Here is a 16267-nt window from a genome sequence, read left to right as displayed (position 1 = left end):
CTCTTTCGATGACTCAGGACATGCCGAGCCAGCGGCGGACCGGATTGCCGCCGGGCAGGTGCAGGGCGAGGTCGCGCAGGCGGCCCAGAGCCGTATACTGCGACGCCACGGCCGGCAGGTCCTCGACCTGGACCGGGAGGCCATCATGCGGCTGGGCCAGGAGGCGCGCGATGGGCTCTCCCGTTGCGATCTCCGCCGCGCTCCACTGGCACCAGGCGAGCCTTTCGAACACGGGCTGGCGATCCGGAAAGATGGGCGCTTCGACGTCGAGCCCGAATTTCGACAGCTCCGGGCACAGCGTGTTCGGCCCGCAATGGAAGGCGGGGATGCCCGCCACCAGCCCCTTGAACACGGCCGTGCTGGTCCAGGTCACGGTGCAGTGCGCGTCGCGCAGATCCTCCGCGAGCGGCCGCCCGGCGGACGGCATCCGGCGGATCACCGGCCGCCTGGTCGGCAGGCGGACGCTCTGGGCCCAGCCCGGCGGCATGCGCCGGGGATCGCTCATCGGTTGCTGCTTCTGGCCGAGCACGAGCACGTGGCGCCCGTCGCGCCGCCAGGGGCGCAACGGAACGTTCCACGACGCCCAGCGCTCCGGTCCGCCGTCCGGGAAATGGCCCGTCCCGTTCCAGCCGTCGAAGGCCATCTGGAAGTACCAGGTGTCACCGATCGGAGAGAGCCAGCCATTCTCCATCACGATGACGCGGCTGCCGGCCGCCTTGGCCGCCTGGAAGGCCCGCCACCGCTTGGATCCGCGGAAGGGAGACCAGGTGATCAGGACGTCTTCTGGCTCGAACCGGTCCGGCAGCTCCGTCGAGGTCGGCCCCATGCGCTGACAGGCGGCGACGCATTCCCGCCAGGGCTTCGGGCCGCGCGGCCTTGGATTGCCTTGGTTGCGGCCGCCCGGCGGTATGAAGACGAAGAACCGAATGCTCAAGACACTGTCCGTGGATGCTGGAACGGATCACCCCACCAACCGCCGCACCAGCCGGGCCAGCGGCTTGCCGTCATGAGGCGCCATCAGCGCCCTGATCCGGCCGGGCATGGTCCAGTGGGAAGGGACAGCGACCGGATCCTCGATCGCTTCCGGCCTGCCGTCATGCGGCAGCTCCAGGAGCCGGGCGAAGGGTTCGCCGGACCGGATCTCCTCCTCCGTCCACTGGGCCCAGGCATAGCGCTGCAGCACCGGTTCGCGGTCCGGATAGGTCGGATGCTCGACATCGAGGCCGCGCCGCATCAGCTCGCCGCAATTGATGTGCGGGCCGCAGTAGAAGGCGGGCACCCCGCGAATCAGGGATTTGATCGCGACGCTGCTGGTCCAGACCAGCGTGGCGAAGGCTTGGTCGATCTGCCGATCCAGCGGCGCGTTCGAGAAGCGGGTGCGGCGGATGATCGGCCGCCGCGTCCTCGGCCGCACGCTCTGCGCCCAGCCCGGCGGCATGGCGCGGGGATCATGGTTGATGCCCTTCGGCCGCTGCTCCACCACCAGGATCGTGTCGCCGTCGCGGCGCCAGTCCTGCAGTTCCACCCCCCAGCCGTCCCATCGGTTGTGATCGCCTTCGAGGAACCGGCCGGTCCCGTTCCAGCCGTGCAGCGCGATCTGGTAGTAGCGGCGCCCTCGGATCGGCGACAGCCACCCGTTCTCGCTGATGATCACCCGGCCTCCCGCGGCCCGGATCTGACGATAGATGTCGCTGCGGAAGGTGCCGCGGAACGGGGCCCAGATGATCGCCACGTCGTCCGGCTCGAACCGGGCGGGCGTGTGCATATGCACAGTGCCGAAACGCGATGCGCCGTCCACCAGCGCCGAGCCGGGCTTCTCCAGCGAGATGCCCCAGAACACGAAAATCCTATCCATGGGTGCCGTCGCCCAAGGCCCTATCCACGTAGAGATCCTCGATGGCCCGGCCGTAACCGGGCACCGAAACGCCACCGCGGGCAGGCATCACGTCGTAGCCGAGGCGGGGCGTGGCGGCCGTCCAGACAGCCCGGTCGTTGTCGAGCCCGCCGAACAGCTGGGCGGGAACGGGCTGCCATCGCAGCCGCGGCCGCAGACGGCTGCGAATCTCGTAGAGATAGGAGAGGACGAACTGGTCGATGCGGCTGCGAGGGCGCATCCGCAATCCCTTCCACAGACCCGCGGCCAGTTTCTTGGTGAAACCGAGCGCCTCCCGCGTGTGACCGACCCCGACCGCCCCGGCCAGGACCCGGCGCCCGAAGCGGTGCACATCGGGCCGAAACCGCAGCATCACGTCGCCGCGTCGAAGCGAATCGAAGATCTCCGTCGGCGAGCGATGCATGACGCCGTCGATGCCGAGGCACAGGACCGGCGCCCGGCAGGCCGACAGCAGATGATGCAGGACCAGGTAGCGCGCGGCGGAAGCGTAGATCGGCGACGCCGGATGGGCCTCATCCTCCCAGGTGAAGGTCAGCCTCACCTGGGACAGCGCGCGCCTCATCTCATCGATATGGTCCAATGTCTCCTGCGACGGGCCATAGAGGTGGAGATGGACGTGCAAGGGCCGGTCGAGGGCCTCCGCGGACAGCAGGAATGCGGAGGCGAATGCCTTGTAGCGGTGGTCGTCGCAGCCGCAGAAGACCACCCCCGGCACGCCGACCCCGGGTGTATTTCCCTTGATCCTCTGGTGATAATCTCTGATCGCCTGCTTCGCCCGCACATCAAATAAATTATCGAACAGGACGGCGAGAAAAAGACGCCCCAGAAACCAGCGGGATAGCTTTTCTGGCTGAGCGTCATCCATGAGACCTTACCCCAAACACGCTTCTCTCTAGAAGCCGGCCGCATCGATCTGCGATCCATGGCCAGAGAACCGTGTCGCCGCAGCTGATTATCAGCTCTTGAAATACCACACCGCGCTCGTCGTCACACTAGCTTTGGGCCGCGAGAGTCGGTGCCCGACCAGCGATCCCGATTCACCATCCCGTCGCCGGCGGAGCCCGGCGGGCGATCTGCTGCTCCCCCAGCGGCCCGATTCGGCACCGTCACGACACGTTGCCGGGACAACAGGGAGCAATTATGACATTCTTGTAGCATATTCCGCGCCGTTGAATCGCACCATGCATCGGCACGGGAACGCACCTGGTCCTTGCAGACCGCGCCCGGCCCCCGCCTTCAGCCGGATTCGCGCCAATACGCCTCCTCCCGATCCAGGACCAGGTCGTCGACCCGGCTTCGGCCCTCCTCCTTCCGCCCGCCCTTGAGGTGATCCATGAAGCGGCCGAGGCGGGAATTGATCAGCACATGCGGAACTTTGAGGCCGAGACCCCCGGCAATGTCGAAGGATTTGTGGCCGCGGCGCTCGGTCTGCTTGCGGACGAGATCGAACAGATAGGAGTCGTGGAACTCGTATTCGCGGAACATCTCGTCCCGCGTGTAGAGCCGTTCGAATTCCGCGAGCATTCCGCGCGTCGCCGGGTGCTGCAGATTGTAGGCGACGAAGCCGCATTCGGAATGAATGCGGCGGCGCAGATAGCCGACGAAGCAATCGGCCGGCACGAACCCTTCGATCTCCTCCCGGCCGACATCGGCGAAGAAGCGGGTGTCGGCATCGATCCAGATCAGCACGTCGGCGTCGGTCGTCGCGGCGGCGTGGAAGATGGCGAAGCTCTTATGCGCGAACCGCACCGCGTCCCAGCGGTAGCCTTCCCCCCAGCGCTTCTCTCCCAGTTTGAAGCGCAGTCTGGCCAGATCGTAGCTCAGCCGGAATCGCAGGCGCCGGGTCAGTCCGTGGGCCAGCGGATTGTTGGCGTGGCGGCGCTTGAACGCGGCGAGCTCCGGCGAGCTCTCGATCAGGTCGCGCACCACGATCCGGCCGCCGGAAAGCCTGGGCGCGAAGCCCTCGCAATAGAGCAGGAGCGGCACCTCGACAGGCCAGTGCCGATCGAAGGTCTCGACCATCCGCCGCCCATAGGCTTCGTATCCTGACTCATGGCAGGTCGTGACCACGGCGAACCTGCGCCCATGCTCGGCAACCCGAGAAGTCATAATGCTCGTTTCTTTTAAGAATACCCCCACTGGCGGCCAGCATAGTGGGTTCTGCAAGTATCAGCGACTGGAATTTAGCCATGGTGCTGGCTTTTGGATCAGTATTCCGCCGATCCAGTACCGCGAGGGCGCGGCGGGCCACCGGCGCCCAGCCGAAAGCGGTCCTACCGCCCGACGCGGTGGACCTCGCCGCAGAGCGGTCTCGGCGTGGCCAGCACCGCGTCGTAATCGGCCCGCTCCAGCCCCATCACCGCGCCGCCGCGGCCGGCATTGCGCAGGATCCGGCCATCCGCCTTGAAGGCCCGGCGCAGGATACCGAACTCCCGGGCATAGATCTCGTCCTCGGGTCGGGCGTACTGATTGGTCTCGCTCTGCCCCGCCGCGTAGAAGTAGGTGGTCGCCTGGCTGTAGTCGAGGTCGACGCCGAGGATGTAGGCCTCGGCGAAACCCATGTAATAGGCGATCTGGGCGGCGAACAGGATCACCGTCGAATCATTGCCCAGCCCCTGCCAGGGATGATGCCGGAAGCCCTGCTTGCGCAGGCCCCCGCGATAGGTCGGGAACGTCACCACCCGGTCGGCGGACGGCCGGAACTCCGGCCGGGCGGCGACGGTGTCGCGCACCAGATAGGTCTCGACCGGCAGAGTCGAGACATCGGCCTTGATCCGGTCCCAGCCGCGCAGATCGCTGAGCACATAATAGGGAATCGGCGCCGGCAGGCCGTGCTCCAGCGCCTTGTAGCCCTTCTTGACCACGAAGAAGCGCTCGCCGGCCAGCTTCGACAGGTCGAAGTCGAGCAGCGACGGCGCGTTGCCGAGCAGGAAGCAGCGCTCGCCGCGATGGCGGTCCTTCAGCCGCATGATCCGCCGGGTGCGGCCGGGCGCGGCCAGGGCCCCGGCCAGGGCATAGGTCTTGGCGAGCAGCGGCAGCATCGCGTCCCCTACCCGGCCGCCGCGGGCGAGGCGCCCAGCAGCTCCCGGTACACGGCCAGGGTCGAGCCGGTCATCGCCTCCTTGGTGTAATGCGCCGCGACCGTGGCGACCGCCCGCTCCGCCATACGCTCCCGCTCCTCCGGCGACAGCGACAGAGCCCGGCCGATCGCGGCGGCCAGGGCATCCGGGTCGCCGGGCGGCACCAGCCAGCCGGTCTCGCCCTCGGCCACCACCTCGGGCGGGGCGCCGATATTGGTCGCGATCACCGGCCGGCCCAGCGCCATCGCCTCCACCACCACCCGGCCGAAGCCCTCGGGGTCGGTCGAGGCGTGCACCACCACATCGGACAGCATGTAGGCGGCCGGCATGTCGTCGCAATGATCGACCAGCTGCACCACGCCGTTCAGCCCCTTCGCCGCGATCCGGTCGATCAGCTCCTGCCGGTAGCCGCTGCGGCCCTGGTCGCTGCCGACGATCAGGCAGCACAGGTCGTGCCGTCCCAGGCGGGCCAGCGCGTCGATCACCACGGTCTGGCCCTTCCACCGGGTCAGGCGCCCCGGCATCAGCACGATCGGCCGGTCATCCGGCGCGCGCCAGGCGCGGGCCAGCGCGATCATCCGCTCGGCCGAGACCGCCTCGATCGCGAAGTGCCGCAGGTCGACGCCGCGCGGGATGGTGCGGATCCGCGCCGGATCGGCGCCGTAAGTCTCGATGATGGTGCGGGCGACGTAGTCGGAGATGGCGATCACCCGGTCGCCGCGCACCATGATCGAGTTGTACAGCCGCTTGGCGGCGCTACGCTGGTTGTAAGGCGCGTGCACGGTGGTGACGAAGGGGATTCCCAGGCGCCGGCAGGCGGCGTAGGCGCTCCAGGCCGGGGCGCGGCTGCGGGCATGGACCAGGTCGACGCCCCGGTCGCGGATCACCGCCTCGAGCCGGCGGATATTGCGCCAGATCGTGACCGGGTTCTTGCCGACGAGCGGCAGGGCGATGTGCTCCGCCCCCGTCCGCGCCAGGTCGCGCAGCATGGCGCCGCCCTCGGAGGCGACCAGCGCCTTCCCGCCCGCCGCCTCGATCGCCGCGGCGACGTCGACGCAGCCGCGCTCCGCCCCGCCAGTGCCGAGCGCCGGCAGCACCTGCAGGATGGTGCGGCCCCGCAGGTCGACCGGGGTGGTCGGCGGTTCGTCGGTGGCGTCGTCGGGCGGAAGAGGATGAGCGGTCACGGGATCCGATCGTACCGGGCGGAACGGGGCGCGCACCCTACATCAGCGGCCGGATGCGCGCCATGGCCGGATCGTCAGGCAAGGCTGCGCCAGCGCAGCGACATGCAGGACAGGCCGGCGTCGAGCTTGCCGGTCTCCTCGACCTGCAGCGGCACGACGCGGTGGCCGAGCCGGTCCAGCGCCTCGATGGTGCGGGGGAAGCCGGCGCCGACCAGCACCACGTCGTTGACCCGGAGGGCGTTGGCCGCGGCCTCCTCCCCCTCCGGCACGCGCACCACGCGCAGACCGGGGAAGAAGCCGGCCAGGGCCTCGGTCGCCAGCACCGTCTCGGTGTCGAGCAGCGAGCAGGCGGTCTTGAAATGCAGCACGCCCGGCGGCGGCGTGACGATCTCCGCCTTGCGGCCGAGCTCGGCGAGCAGCGCTGCCAGCGCCCCGGCGCCGCGGGCGTCGGTGCGGGCGGACAGGCCGATCATCACGGCACGCGGCGTCACCAGCACATCGCCGCCCTCGGCAAAACCGGCCTCAAGCCTCAGCACCCGCTCGAACCGGGTGGCCAGGGCGGGGGCGATCTCCGCCGCCTCGTCCAGCCGCGACGGCGCGCCGGGGCGCAGCAGGATGGCGCCCTCGGGGAAGGTCAGCGCCGGGTCCTCGACGAAGACGGAATCGGGGAAGGCCTCGAGCGGCGGCAGCACCTCGACCGCCACCCCCGCCTGCTCCAGCGCCGCCACATAGGCCGCGTGCTCGGCCCGGAACCTGGCGATGTCGGGCGCACCGCGATCGACGGCGCGCAGCCCGTCGACGGCGGCCCCGGCGGGCTGGCGCGCCAGGGCGCGATCGAACCGGAACACCTCGGCCATCTGTCTCTCCCGACTTCCCAGTTTGTGCGGGCCGACTCTATCGCGCGGACCGGCGGGCGGCCATGCCGGAAGCCCGTGCATGTCATGCAAACGGCTGCTTGCCGAGCCCGCCCCTCGCCGCTATTGTCGCGCCGCCTGCGGAGAGGTGGCCGAGTGGTTGAAGGCGCTCGCCTGGAAAGCGGGTATACGGTGTTGAGCCGTATCGAGGGTTCGAATCCCTTCCTCTCCGCCATCCTGCTTCGCGCTCACGCGCTTCGCAGGATTACGGATTTCTCCGATCGCGAAGCAGGAGTGGGCTAGGCTCGCTTCTGGCGAAATCAACATCCAGTCGTGACACGGCTGCCGTTGCAGAGAATACGCCTCACCTCGCGGAGCATTGAGCCAAGATATTCTGGATCCTGGCAGCAATGTCGTTGCCAGACAACGTAATGTAGGCAAAGTTCCGCGTCATCAGATTCACTCGCGTAGATTCCTGCCCAACCTGAGTGAACATGGCCGTCCACATCAAAACCTGCGGCACCTCATAGTGCCCGGCTTGTAGTTCTACGGCGCCGTTTGCAAGCGTGCGCGAACGAGTGACTTTGATCCCCCTGACGTCATCCTTGTCCAATTGCGTTGTCAGACAATCCGCCAGAGGAGCCGCCTGCCCTTTTATATTGAGGACTCGCAGTGTCCCCTTCTCCGCAAGATCATCTGTTCCGGCATAGGCACAGCCGGCTAGCGCGCCAGCAATAATGAACCAAAATCCGCGCACTAAATTAACTCTCCTGTCGGAAAATAATTGAACATGGATCTGCCGGGCACGGCTGTCAGACACAAGAGTAGATTGGGCCACCTCTAGCAAACCCACCATCCTGCCACCTTGCGAGATCTTTTCGCTGCGTCCTTGCAATTTAGATCAGTCATGATCTCTGTTCGTTTTGGTTTGGCGTTACGGCACATCCTTTGTTACGGTGATTTTCTTACCGCGGGTAAAGAACATCATCAATCCGAGCACGATCGCGCCCATGACCCAAATCGTGAGCAAAATCCCAATGCCGACAGTGGCGCCGATTGCCGTGCCAGCCTTAGCTGCTTCGGACGTAGCACCCGCATATTGCTCTGAGGTCGCGCCTATGCCTCTGACCAGCCACGTGACCATCACTGCATTGAAACCCCAGAACAGGATCGCAATGATCCCACCCGAACACGCCGCGCTTGCGGCGCTCAATTGAAATCGTCCCCATATCTCATCCTCAACCAACTATTGCCAGCAACCGATCAGCCGCAGGCTAACGTCTGCACGATATCGCGATTCGGAAATGCTGGAAGGACCTCTCGGCCCGTGGAACTGGCCTCATCCGCCCAAACCCGATCGACGATGCTGATCCGTACAATCTCAAAAAAGATCGAGCCGCCACGCGCCGTTCGAAGATAAAATCTCGGCGACTTCGGCCAATCGGAGGCTGAAATGCCCAACACCCTCGAAGGCCGCTGCGCCTGCGGATCCGTGCGGTACCGGCTGCTGTCGCCGCCGATGTTCGTGCATTGCTGCCACTGCCGCGACTGCCAGCGGCAGACCGGCAGCGCCTTCGTGCTCAACGCCCTGATCGAGGCGGATCGGGTCGAGCTGCTGTCGGGCGAGCCCGAGCCGGTCGGCGTGCCGACCGATAGCGGCCGGCCGCATGTCATCCACCGCTGCCCGGCCTGCCGCACGGCGCTGTGGAGCATCTATGGCGGCCGCACGCAGATTCGCTTCGTCCGCGTTGGCACGCTCGACGATCCCGCGGCGCTGCCGCCCGACGTGCACATCTTCACCCGGTCGAAGCTGCCCTGGGTGGTGCTGCCGGACGGCGTCCCCGCCTTCGAGGTCTACTACGACCCGCAGGCCCTGTGGCCGAAGGCCAGCCTGGAACGGCGGCGCGCCGCCCTGGGCGGTTGAGCCGCCTCAGGCGAAGGCCGGCCGGGCGCCTCCGCCGAAGCCGTGCGGCAGCATCGCCGCGGCCGGCACCTCCGGCGTCGCGGCGAAGAGCAGGTCGGGGCGGGCCGCGGCCCAGGCCTTGTCCTTGGCCAGCGCCGCCGGCCGGTTGTCGGTGCGGCACAGCATCAGGGCGCCGGAGGGGTGCTGCCACAGGTCGAAGCCGAGCAGGTCGGGGAACTCGCGCAGCGCCGCCTGCAGCATCGGCGCCGAGCCCTCCGCCGCCAGCAAGCGCCGCGACAGGGCGTTGCGGTAGAGCTTCAGGCCATCCCGTTCCCGGACCTCGCGCGTGACCGCCATTCCCGGATCTCCTCTGCCCAAGGCCGCGACGCCTCCACGGCCCGACACGGACAGAACATAAAAGGAACATCGGCCCGAGTCCAGCACTAAGAACATTTCAGGAACTGGCCGTTCCGTTCAAGCCGGACGGCGTGAGATGGCGCAGACTGCGGGCATCGACCATGGAGGATCTTGATGAGCCGAGCCCTGCCCTCCCGCACCCTCAGCATCTGGATCGACCGCGATCCCGACGCCGTCTACGCCTTCCTGTCGGTCCCGGAGAACTTCATGCAATGGGCCAGCGGCCTTGCCGACTCGCTGAAGCGTGACGCCGACGGCTGGATCGCCGAAACGCCGGAGGGGACCGCGCGGGTGCGCTTCACCCCGCCCAACCCGTTCCGCATCGCCGACCATTGGGTCACCCTGCCGGGCGGCGCCGAGATCGCCTTGCCGATCCGGGTGCTGGCGAATGGCGGCGGCAGCGAGGTGACGTTCCATCTCTTCCGCCAGCCGGAGATGGATGACGCCCGCTTCGCCCGCGACGCCGAATGGGTCGAGCGCGATCTGGCGACGCTGAAGCAGGTGCTGGAGTCGCGGCCGGTCCGGGGCGCATAGACGAACGTCGAATACCCCTTGCGGCTCGACGGCTGATAACTTTCCGCAAATACGCGCCGTATTATCGGGGACAGCATCCCCGGTAAATGCGGCGCACAGCCATAATGCCAAAGGGAGGATGCACCAGTGACAGCTGCATCGGAAGCCGAAGTCCGATCACCTATTCGCACCCTGAACAAAGCCGAGGAGCGCAAGGTCATCTTCGCGTCTTCGCTGGGAACGGTGTTCGAGTGGTATGACTTCTACCTGTACGGCTCGCTGGCGGTGCAGATCGGCGCGCATTTCTTCTCCGCCATCAACCCGACCGCGGCGTTCATCTTCACGTTGCTGGCCTTCGCCGCCGGATTCTTCGTCCGGCCCTTCGGCGCGCTGGTGTTCGGCCGGCTGGGCGACCTGGTCGGGCGCAAATACACCTTCCTGATCACCATCGTGATCATGGGCCTGTCGACCTCGATCGTCGGCATCCTGCCGGGCTATGCCCAGATCGGCCTCGCCGCGCCGGTGATCCTGATCCTGCTGCGATTGCTGCAGGGCCTGGCGCTGGGCGGCGAATACGGCGGCGCCGCGACCTATGTCGCCGAGCACGCGCCGAACGGCAAGCGCGGCGCCTACACCTCCTGGATCCAGACCACTGCGACGCTGGGCCTGTTCCTGTCGCTGCTGGTGATCCTGGCCTGCCGCCTGTCGATGGACACGGAGTCCTTCAACGCCTGGGGCTGGCGCATCCCGTTCCTGCTGTCGGTGATCCTGCTCGGCATCTCGGTCTGGATCCGGCTGCAGCTCAACGAATCGCCGCTGTTCCAGCAGATGAAGGCCGAGGGCAAAGGCTCGAAGGCGCCGCTGACCGAATCCTTCGCCCGCTGGTCGAACCTGAAGATCGTGCTGCTGGCGCTGTTCGGCCTGACCGCCGGCCAGGCCGTGGTCTGGTACACGGGGCAGTTCTACGCGCTGTTCTTCCTGACCCAGACGCTGAAGGTCGACGCCCAGACCGCGAACATCCTGGTGGCGACGTCGCTGCTGATCGGCACGCCCTTCTTCCTGGTGTTCGGCGCCCTGTCCGACAAGATCGGGCGGAAGCCGATCATCATGGCGGGCTGCCTGCTGGCGGTCCTGACCTACTTCCCGCTGTTCCAGGCGCTGACCCATTACGCCAATCCGGCGCTGGAGTCGGCGCAGGCGTCCTCGCCGGTGACGGTGATCGCCGACCCGGCGGAGTGCAGCCTGCAGTTCAACCCGGTCGGCACGTCGAAATTCACCAGCTCCTGCGACATCGTGAAGAGCGCCCTGGTGAAGGCCGGCGTGCCCTACAGCAACCAGGCGGCGCCGGCCGGCAGCAAGGCCGAGGTCGATGTCGGCAGCACCCGCATCGCCTCCTATGACGGCACGGCGGCGGATGCCGCGACCCAGGCCCCAGTCTTCGCCAAGAGCCTCGGTGATGCGCTGAAGACCGCCGGCTATCCGGCCAAGGCGGACCCGGGCCAGATCAACCACGTCATGGTGACGCTGATCCTCACCGTGCTGGTGATCCTGGTGACCATGGTCTACGGCCCGATCGCGGCGATGCTGGTGGAGATGTTCCCGACCCGGATCCGCTACACCTCGATGTCGCTGCCCTACCATATCGGCAACGGCTGGTTCGGCGGCTTCCTGCCAGCCACCTCCTTCGCCATCGTCGCGGCCACCGGCAACATCTACAGCGGCCTGTGGTACCCGATCATCGTCGCCGGCATCACCCTGGTGATCGGCACGCTGTTCATCCGCGAGACCAAGTCGGTCGATATCCGGGCGGATTGATCCGGAGACACCTTGTCTCTTCCTGGAGGCCGCGCCCAGAATGGCGCGGCCTTCTTGTTTGAGCCGAGATGACTGACGCCACCGTCGTTCTGATAGCCGACGACCACCCGCTGGTGCGGCGCGCCCTGGCCGAGACCCTGGCCGAGGTGATGTCGCCCGCCCCCGCCGTCATCGAGGCGGGCAGCTTCCCTGAGGTGCTGGACACGCTCGGCGACCGCACGGTCGACCTGCTGCTGCTCGACCTGTCGATGCCCGGCATGAACGGCTTCACCGGCCTGGCCTCGCTGCGCGCCTCGTTTCCCGCCGTGCCGGTGGTCATGGTCTCGGCCAATGAGGACCCCGGCGTCATGCGACAGGCGATGGAGTTCGGCGCCTCCGGCTATCTGCCGAAATCGACGCCGCTGGCGGAGATCGGCGATGCCATCGAAAGCGTGCTGGGCGGCGGCGTCTGGTTCCCCGAGGCGGCGACGGGATCGTCCGCCGACGCGCCGGAGCGCAGCGAGCTGAGCCGCCGCGTGGCCGAGCTGACGCCGCAGCAGCTCCGCGTCCTTGCCTTGCTGACCGAAGGCAAGCTGAGCAAGCAGATCGCCTTCGAGATGTCGATCACCGAGGCCACGGTGAAGGCGCATCTGTCGCAGATCTTCCGCAAGCTCGGCGTCCAGAACCGGACCCAGGCGGTGATCGCGGTGCGGCAGCTCGGCGTCCTGGATTCATCCCCAGGCCAAGCCGGCGGCCGCTGATCCTCATCAGGCGGCCGGCGGCGTCTCGGCGGGCACCCGCCGCGTCGCCAGGCGCTGCACCAGCAGCGCGCGCAACGCCGCCGGCTTCAGCGGCTTGTGCAGCAGCGGCAGGCCGCGGGCGCGCGCGGCCGCCTTCAGCGCCTCGGTGCGGTCCGCCGTGACCAGCGCCGCGGGCAGCGGCCGGCCGACCGCCGCCTCCAACGCGGCGAGCACGTCGAGCCCGGTCTCCGCCCCGGCGAGGTGGTAGTCGAGCAGCACCATGTCCGGCGCCCGGCCGAGCGGCTGCAGCGCCTCCTCGGCGCCGGCCGCGTCCGTCGCCGCCACCACGGTGCAGCCCCAGCCCTCCAGCAGCAGCCGGGTCGCGGTCAGGATGGAGCGGTCGTTGTCGACGCAGAGCACCAGCCGCCCGGCCAAGTCGATCGCCGGCACGCGCGGCCGGGGCGCTTCGGGCGGCAGTGCTGCTGCCTGGGCCTTCGCCAGCGGCAGCACGACCTCGAACACGCTGCCGCGGCCGGGCCAGGAGCGCACCGCCACCCGGTGGCCGAGCCGCGCCGCGATGCGCTCGACGATGGCGAGGCCGAGCCCCAGCCCCGCCGGCTCGTCCTCGCCGCCGGAGCCGAGGCGGCGGAACTCCTCGAAGATGGCGGAGAGCTGCTCCTGCGGGATCCCCGGCCCGGTGTCCCAGACCTGGATCGCGAGGGCGCCGGCCCGGCGGCGGCAGCCGACCAGGACCGTGCCCTGCCGGGTGTAGCGCACAGCGTTGGAGACGAAGTTCTGGACGATGCGGCGGACCAGGGCCGGGTCGGTCTGCACCGTCGCGGTCGAGTGCGCGGCCTTGAGGCGGAGGCCGCGGCGGCGTGCGATCGGCTCGAAGGGCAGCACGGCGGCGCGCAGGATCTCGTCGGCCGACACCGCCCGCGGCTGCGGCTCGAACGCGCCGGCATCGAGCTTGGAGATCTCCAGGAGCGCCTGCAGCAACTCCTCCACCGCGCCGAGCGAGCTGTCGATATGGCCGACCAGCGATGCCTCCGGCCGCCGGCCCAGCCGCTCGGCCAGCGTGGCGGTCAGGAGACGCGCGGCGTGGAAGGGCTGCAGTAGGTCGTGGCTCGCCGCCGCCAGGAAGCGGGTCTTGGAGAGATTCGCCGCCTCGGCCGCCGCCTTCGCCGCCGCCAGCGCCTCGTTCAGTTCGGTCAGCTCGCGGGTGCGCTCGGCGACACGGCGCTCCAGCGTCTCGGCGGTCTCGCGCAGCACGGCCTCGGCCCGGCGCTGCTCGGTGATGTCCTGGTATAGGGTGAAGAAGCCGATGACACGGCCCTGCTCGTCCCGGTGCGGGATGTAGGTGCCGCGCGCCAGCTCGGCCCCAGCGGCGGCGAACTCGATCTCGAACACCTGGCGCCGCCCGGCCAGCGCCGCGTCGATATAGGGCTTCAGCCGGGCATAGCGGTGCTCGCCGAGCGCGACGCGGATCGGCAGCCCGTTCGTCTCTCCGCGCTCCAACCCCAGCGCCTGCTCGTAGGGCCGGTTGGTGAAGCGGTAGCGCTCCTCCCGGTCGACATAGGCGATCAGGACCGGGACGTTGTCGGTGTAGATGCGGATCCGCCGCTCGCTGTCGCGCAGCGCGTCCAGCGTCTTCACCCGCTCGGTCACGTCGGTGCAGACCAGGACGAAGCCGCCATCCGGCATCGGGTTGGTCTGCAGCTCCAGCACCCGCCCATCGCTGCCGCGCCGCTCATGGCTGTGGGCTCGTCTGCGCTGTTCCGGGTCGCGCTGTTCCTCCAGCAGGACCGAGAGGTCGAGGCCGAACGCCCCGCCCCGCCCCGGCGCCGCCAGCGCCGCCAGCGGCATGCCGATCGCGACCTGCGGCTCGGCCAGGCCGAGGATCTCGACGAAGCGGCGGTTCCAGGCAGCGAGGTGCAGCTCGCGGTCGAACACGCCGATGCCCTGGCCGATATTGTCGAGCGTGGCGCTCAGCAGATCGCGGTTGAAGAGGATCGCCTCCGACGCCTCGCGCAGCAGGGTCTGCGACCGGCCGATGGCAGTGCGGTGCCGGCGCATCGTGGCGGCGACCATGATGCGGGCGGAGGCGGCACCGATCGCGCCGCTCAGCAGCCGTTCGGTGTGGTCGGCGAGGTCGCGGTCGCGCAGCGCCGCCACCGCCCCGCCGAACGCCACCTCCGCCCGCTCCGGCCCGACGAAGCGGGCGACCAGGGTCTTGAGGTCGTCGAAGGCGGCGGCGCGATGGGTGGCCTGCGGCCGCTGCCCGGCCTCGACCGCCGGGCCGACGAAGGCCTCGGCCTGCTCCCGGTCGCGCTCGCCCGCCCGGGCCAGCAGTGACACGCCGACCAGCAGCGCAGTGTTCACCGACAGGCTCCAGAACGCGCCTCGGGTCAGGGCGTCGACATGATCGCCGATTCCCCACAGCGCGCCCTCCACCCCGAGCAGGGGCACGGAGGACAGCCAGTCGACCTCGGTCAGGGTCGGTGCCAGGAAGACCACGATCCAGACCAGGAAACCGCCCGCCATGCCGGCGAAGGCGCCGTGGCGGTGCGCGCCGCGCCAGTACAGCCCGGCGATCAGGGCGGGTCCGAGCTGGGCCACGGCGCAGAAGGCGATCAAGCCGATCGCGGCCAGCGGCAGCCGCCCGCCGATCACGGCGTAATAGGCATAGGCCAGCAGCAGGATGGCGAAGATCGCGATCCGGCGGATGCGCAGCACGGTGGGGCCGAGAGCGCGGTCGCCGCGCGCGGCCATGCCGCCGCGCAGCAGCAGCGGCAGCACCAGCTCGTTGCTGATCATGGTGCTGAGCGCCACGGTCTCGACGATCACCATGCCGGTGGCGGCCGACAGCCCGCCCAGGAACACGGCCAGTGACAGCAGCGGGTCGCCCGCCGCCAGCGGCAGCGCCAGCACGAAGAGATCCGGGTCCGCGGCGATGCCGAGCAGCAGCAGCCCGGCGATGGCGAAGGCCGGAACGAACAGGTTGATGGCGCCGAGATAGGCCGGGAACAGCCAGCGCGCGGTGCGCAGATCGGCCGGCCGGCCGCTCTCCACCACCGCGACGTGAAACTGCCGCGGCAGGCACAGGAAGGCCAGCGCCGACATGACGATGATCGACAGCCATTCCGGCCCGATGGCGAAACCCTCGAGCCGCGTCCGCAGCTCGGGCACTGCCAGCAGCCGGGCCGTCAGGTCGCCCGGCCCGTCGAACATGACGAAGGTGACGAAGACCCCGGCGGCGAGGATCGCCCCCAGCTTGACCAGGGATTCGAAGGCGATGGCCAGGATCATGCCCTGGTGCCGCTCATTTGCCTGCACGTGCCGGACGCCGAACAGGATGGCGAAGACCGCCATGGTCAGGGCCACGTGCAGAGCGGTGTCGGCCCAGATCGGCGTCGAGATCGTCTGTCCCGGCCCGGTGGCGAGCGCGCCGAAGCTGAGCGAGACGGCCTGCAGCTGCAGCGCCAGATAGGGCAGCACGCCGACCAGCGCGATCACGGTCGCGACCGCGGCGACGACCCGGCTCTTGCCGTAGCGGGCGGCGATGAAGTCGGCGACCGAGGTGATGTTCTGCTCGCGCGCCACCCGGGTGATCTTCCGCATCATCGGGAAGCCGAGGGTGATCACCAGGATCGGCCCGACATAGATCAGCGTGAAGTCGAGCCCGTGCGACGCGGCCCGGCCGACGCCGCCGTAGAAGGTCCAAGAGGTGCAGTAGACGGCGAGCGAGAGGGCATAGACCAGCGGCTCGCGCAGGCCGGAGCGCCAATAGCCCGGGCTGCGGTCGCCGACGAAGGCGACGGCGAAGAGCAGGCCGAGATAGCCGAGCGCGATGATCCAGAGCAGCCAGTCAGCCACCGCCCGTTCCCC

Annotated in this window: 15 protein-coding genes and 1 tRNA gene; 5 read left to right on the top strand and 11 right to left on the bottom strand. The window is 68.7% G+C overall.

Annotated elements, in window-relative coordinates:
- Positions 1 to 13 precede the first annotated feature (13 nt).
- The 7 genes from KXR53_RS25935 to KXR53_RS25905 all read right to left on the bottom strand — a co-directional run bounded on the left by KXR53_RS25935 (position 14) and on the right by KXR53_RS25905 (position 7015).
- On the bottom strand, positions 14 to 934 hold the full coding sequence (locus tag KXR53_RS25935; protein ID WP_437378196.1) for a hypothetical protein: 921 nt from the start codon (positions 932 to 934) through the stop codon (positions 14 to 16).
- Between the two features lie 27 nt (positions 935 to 961).
- Complete coding sequence (locus KXR53_RS25930; protein WP_437378195.1) at positions 962 to 1855, bottom strand: hypothetical protein; 894 nt, start codon at positions 1853 to 1855, stop codon at positions 962 to 964.
- Positions 1848 to 2759, bottom strand: coding sequence for a hypothetical protein (locus KXR53_RS25925; RefSeq protein ID WP_437378194.1), 912 nt, complete (start codon positions 2757 to 2759; stop codon positions 1848 to 1850). Before KXR53_RS25925 ends, KXR53_RS25930 begins: the two co-directional genes overlap by 8 nt.
- 371 nt (positions 2760 to 3130) lie before the next feature.
- Entirely contained in the window at positions 3131 to 3916 is a 786-nt protein-coding gene (locus tag KXR53_RS25920) for a hypothetical protein (protein WP_437378193.1), read from the bottom strand.
- A gap of 251 nt (positions 3917 to 4167) precedes the next feature.
- Positions 4168 to 4935 (bottom strand): hypothetical protein, encoded by a 768-nt coding sequence (locus KXR53_RS25915; protein WP_437378192.1) that lies wholly within the window; start codon positions 4933 to 4935, stop codon positions 4168 to 4170.
- A gap of 8 nt (positions 4936 to 4943) precedes the next feature.
- Positions 4944 to 6158: a glycosyltransferase family 4 protein gene (locus tag KXR53_RS25910; RefSeq protein ID WP_437378191.1), complete on the bottom strand. Its 1215-nt coding sequence runs from the start codon at positions 6156 to 6158 to the stop codon at positions 4944 to 4946.
- 74 nt (positions 6159 to 6232) lie between these two features.
- The gene (locus KXR53_RS25905; protein WP_437378190.1) at positions 6233 to 7015 is read right to left on the bottom strand and encodes an arginine deiminase family protein; all 783 of its coding nucleotides are present in this window, start codon (positions 7013 to 7015) and stop codon (positions 6233 to 6235) included.
- Between the two features lie 139 nt (positions 7016 to 7154).
- Here KXR53_RS25905 and KXR53_RS25900 point away from each other — a divergent pair.
- A tRNA-Ser gene (locus KXR53_RS25900) sits at positions 7155 to 7247 on the top strand.
- 129 nt (positions 7248 to 7376) lie between these two features.
- Here KXR53_RS25900 and KXR53_RS25895 read toward each other — a convergent pair.
- Positions 7377 to 7868 carry a hypothetical protein gene (locus KXR53_RS25895; protein WP_437378189.1) on the bottom strand — a complete coding sequence of 164 codons (492 nt, stop codon included), beginning with the start codon at positions 7866 to 7868 and terminating at the stop codon, positions 7377 to 7379.
- A gap of 78 nt (positions 7869 to 7946) precedes the next feature.
- On the bottom strand, positions 7947 to 8225 hold the full coding sequence (locus tag KXR53_RS25890; RefSeq protein WP_437378188.1) for a hypothetical protein: 279 nt from the start codon (positions 8223 to 8225) through the stop codon (positions 7947 to 7949).
- Between the two features lie 240 nt (positions 8226 to 8465).
- On the opposite strand from KXR53_RS25890, the gene KXR53_RS25885 reads away from it, so the two are divergent.
- Complete coding sequence (locus KXR53_RS25885; protein ID WP_437378187.1) at positions 8466 to 8936, top strand: GFA family protein; 471 nt, start codon at positions 8466 to 8468, stop codon at positions 8934 to 8936.
- A 6-nt stretch (positions 8937 to 8942) separates the two neighbouring features.
- Here KXR53_RS25885 and KXR53_RS25880 read toward each other — a convergent pair whose 3' ends face one another.
- On the bottom strand, positions 8943 to 9272 hold the full coding sequence (locus KXR53_RS25880) for a hypothetical protein (protein WP_437378186.1): 330 nt from the start codon (positions 9270 to 9272) through the stop codon (positions 8943 to 8945).
- A 174-nt stretch (positions 9273 to 9446) separates the two neighbouring features.
- On the opposite strand from KXR53_RS25880, the gene KXR53_RS25875 reads away from it, so the two are divergent.
- The 3 genes from KXR53_RS25875 to KXR53_RS25865 all read left to right on the top strand — a co-directional run bounded on the left by KXR53_RS25875 (position 9447) and on the right by KXR53_RS25865 (position 12400).
- Positions 9447 to 9866 (top strand): hypothetical protein, encoded by a 420-nt coding sequence (locus tag KXR53_RS25875; protein WP_437378185.1) that lies wholly within the window; start codon positions 9447 to 9449, stop codon positions 9864 to 9866.
- Positions 9867 to 9992: 126 nt separating this feature from the next.
- Entirely contained in the window at positions 9993 to 11660 is a 1668-nt protein-coding gene (locus tag KXR53_RS25870) for an MFS transporter (protein ID WP_437378184.1), read from the top strand.
- A 68-nt stretch (positions 11661 to 11728) separates the two neighbouring features.
- The gene (locus KXR53_RS25865; RefSeq protein ID WP_437378183.1) at positions 11729 to 12400 is read left to right on the top strand and encodes a response regulator transcription factor; all 672 of its coding nucleotides are present in this window, start codon (positions 11729 to 11731) and stop codon (positions 12398 to 12400) included.
- A 6-nt stretch (positions 12401 to 12406) separates the two neighbouring features.
- On the opposite strand, the gene KXR53_RS25860 is transcribed toward KXR53_RS25865, so the two are convergent.
- On the bottom strand, positions 12407 to 16255 hold the full coding sequence (locus KXR53_RS25860; protein WP_437378182.1) for a NahK/ErcS family hybrid sensor histidine kinase/response regulator: 3849 nt from the start codon (positions 16253 to 16255) through the stop codon (positions 12407 to 12409).
- Between the last annotated feature and the right edge of the window lie 12 nt (positions 16256 to 16267).

The organism is Inquilinus limosus (assembly GCF_051487185.1).
Lineage (GTDB): Bacteria > Pseudomonadota > Alphaproteobacteria > DSM-16000 > Inquilinaceae > Inquilinus > Inquilinus limosus_F.
This window is presented reverse-complemented; position numbering and strand designations above follow the sequence as displayed.